Consider the following 2,680-nt stretch of genomic DNA (forward strand, 5'->3'; position numbering starts at 1 on the left):
ATATCCCGTCCATCAAAGGATATGGATTTGTCTATCTCTTCCATCCAGTTTTTTTCCTTCTATATTCTTTCGCTTCTTTAAGAAATCGTAGCATTCTTAATGGGGCAATTTTGAAGTCAGAAGTCAGAAGTCAGAAGTCAGAAGTTAGAAGAGTCATGGTAAACTAATAACTCGCTTTGTTTGTTTTTGGTGTCCTAGAGACCAAACCCCTTCTGCTAATAATTTAAAGAATGCTAGTCCACTTTTATTTGTCCTCTCTGAAAAAGGTTGATTTAGGGGGATTGTTAACGAAGTCAGAACTCAGAACTCAGAACTCAGAACTCAGAAGTTAACCCACCCCTCGCCCCTCCCCCGACCGTGGAGGGGAACTAGGGGATTTGAGCAAGGCTCCAAAAATATTACGCCTTAAAAGGCGGGGTTGCGCGACCCATGTTATTTTGATAAATACAACGTTTTGTCTATGTTTAAAAAAAGGTTGATTTTAGGGCATTGACAAAAGTGATTTTATGTAGTGAAGGTTTAAAAATCTAGCATTCTGTGGTTATTTGTGAGCGAGGCGCATTACCGGAGTTGTTATCCCAAGCTGGAGCATTTGGGGCAAGGGGCCAATCTTAAAGCTAACGTGGCGATCGCTGCGTCAGTATAAGTTAAGGTTGCTCGAAGCAACAATTGAGCAATGAAGCGATCGGTATAGATTGATCTGTTTTAACCTTGCTGGCCCACTGCCCCTAGAAAAAGGATTTTAAGTCAAAAAAAAAATAAGTCAAAAAAGTCAGAAATTCTTGTTGGAAATCGTCTTATTTACACAAGCAGTTTACAGGGGAGCTACTTAATAAGCAGATTGTCCAGTATTTGCAGAATCACACGCAGAAATTCGGTGTAGGACCACAAGTGCTAGATAATATGCTGATCGAGGGAGTTATCCTGCAAATGCTATCTAATTTCAATGCTGTCTAATTTCTAAGATTCAACACTAATGTTCACTATTTGTACCAAGAACAAAAACATCAAACGGAACTTTATCTTACAACTCTCTGTTTTCTTTTTGAGCGCTTTATTTCTGTTCTCTAGTAGCGCGGAAGCATCAATTGTACAATGTGGGGATGAGATTAGCTTTGACAAAGCCCAACTGAATGTTGAAGAAAGTCTTGTTACTATTGAGTGGTCACAAGATTTTAAAACTCGCAAAGCTACATATTCAGAAATACCTGCTATCGACAAGGAGAAAGAAGTTTTCCCATTGTTTGTTCAAGCAAGTATGATCGACAATTTTTTGTCAAAATCCAATTGCGAGGATGACAAATGCACTATTAAAGTCGGTAAAGAATTTCAATACGGGCAAAATAAGGCTCAAACAGACCGCTTTTTAGTCTACCAGAATAAATTAAATAAACCGTACCAGCATCGTTTTGTAACTTCAAATACATTGACTAAATTTGCTAATGCTGCGGAAGCTTTTTCTCAAGTTGAAAATATTCCTATATCCATAGTAAACGATGGATTAAAACAATTTGGCAGTATTGTAAAATTAGGTAAGTCAGCCTTCGGTGACTATTTGAAAAATTGCTAAATCCACATTTAGAACCCATATCTATTGAGACGCTTGGGATTTAAAGTTAGTATGATCGCTGCATAGAATTAACTTAGCTCATCCTTAATTTTTCTATGCCTAAACTTGTCCTGGACTAAGCGTGGCGATCGCTTTAAGCTTCCCGAAAGACTCACACCCACCGCTGACGTCAACTGTTAGTGGTGGGTATTTTGAGCTGCATCCGGGTTAAGCTAGCCCATATTCCTCCAACACCATCAACTCTTCCAAAGTCAAATCGGCCTTACCTCTCAAGTGGCAGAACAAATTAACAACTTTCCATAGCATATCTGCCGACAATCCCCATAACGCTCTCTCCATCCCTAACTCAAATTGCCGTAATGCGAGATAGATTTCCCCCGCTACCACCTCAGCAATAACCACATCCCGTTGGAAGTCATCAAGGAGCTTAGGGCAAAATTGAAGAAGATAAGTTCAAATGGAAACTATGCGATCGCTTTTGGTACAGAATCTTTAATTATATAGGACTTATGCAGATACGCTATATATAGTACTCATAACTATTGGACAATAGTCACTGTACTCTATACATAGTGCCTTTGCGTAAGTCCTGTTACATCTAGTTTTTCATCCTGTTTATTTTGATCTAGATCGTATAGGACTTACGCAGATACGCTATATATAGTACTCATAACTATTGGACAATAGTTACTGAACTCTATACACAGTGTCTTTGCGTAAGTCCTGTCGTATTCAGAGAAAACCTGTTTAATAAACTCTGTAGCTTTGGAGGATGAGTAGTGAAATTTTTCTTCTGTTGCGTATAGAGCAATCATTAATTCATTTTATGAAGCACTCCACCAGAGGAGATGAGTAGTGAAATTTCCTTCTGTTGCGTATAGAGCAATCATTAATTCATTTTATGAAGCTCTCCACCAGAGGAGATGAGTAGTGAAATTTTTCTTCTGTTGCGTATAGGGCAATAATTAATTCATTTTATTAAGCACCACATCAGAGGGATGAGTAGTGAAATTTTTCTTCTGTTGCGTATAGAGCAATAATTAATTCATTCTATTAAGCACCACGCCAGAGGAGATGAGTAGTGAAATTTTCCAACTCTCCTAATATCTC

Annotated in this window: 2 protein-coding genes; one reads left to right on the plus strand and one right to left on the minus strand. The window is 38.4% G+C overall.

Annotated features, from left to right (window positions below; translation table 11 throughout):
* The first annotated feature begins 976 nt into the window (after positions 1 to 976).
* Positions 977 to 1,570, plus strand: a complete 594-nt coding sequence (locus AC3DU7_RS30605; RefSeq protein WP_488043003.1) for a hypothetical protein — start codon at positions 977 to 979, stop codon at positions 1,568 to 1,570.
* Positions 1,571 to 1,777: 207 nt separating this feature from the next.
* Here the strand turns inward: AC3DU7_RS30605 and AC3DU7_RS30610 are convergent, their stop codons facing one another.
* A complete protein-coding gene (locus tag AC3DU7_RS30610) occupies positions 1,778 to 1,909 on the minus strand; it encodes a hypothetical protein (RefSeq protein ID WP_488043004.1) in 132 nt (43 codons plus the stop codon).
* Positions 1,910 to 2,680 lie beyond the last annotated feature (771 nt).

The organism is Okeania sp., from assembly GCF_983059655.1.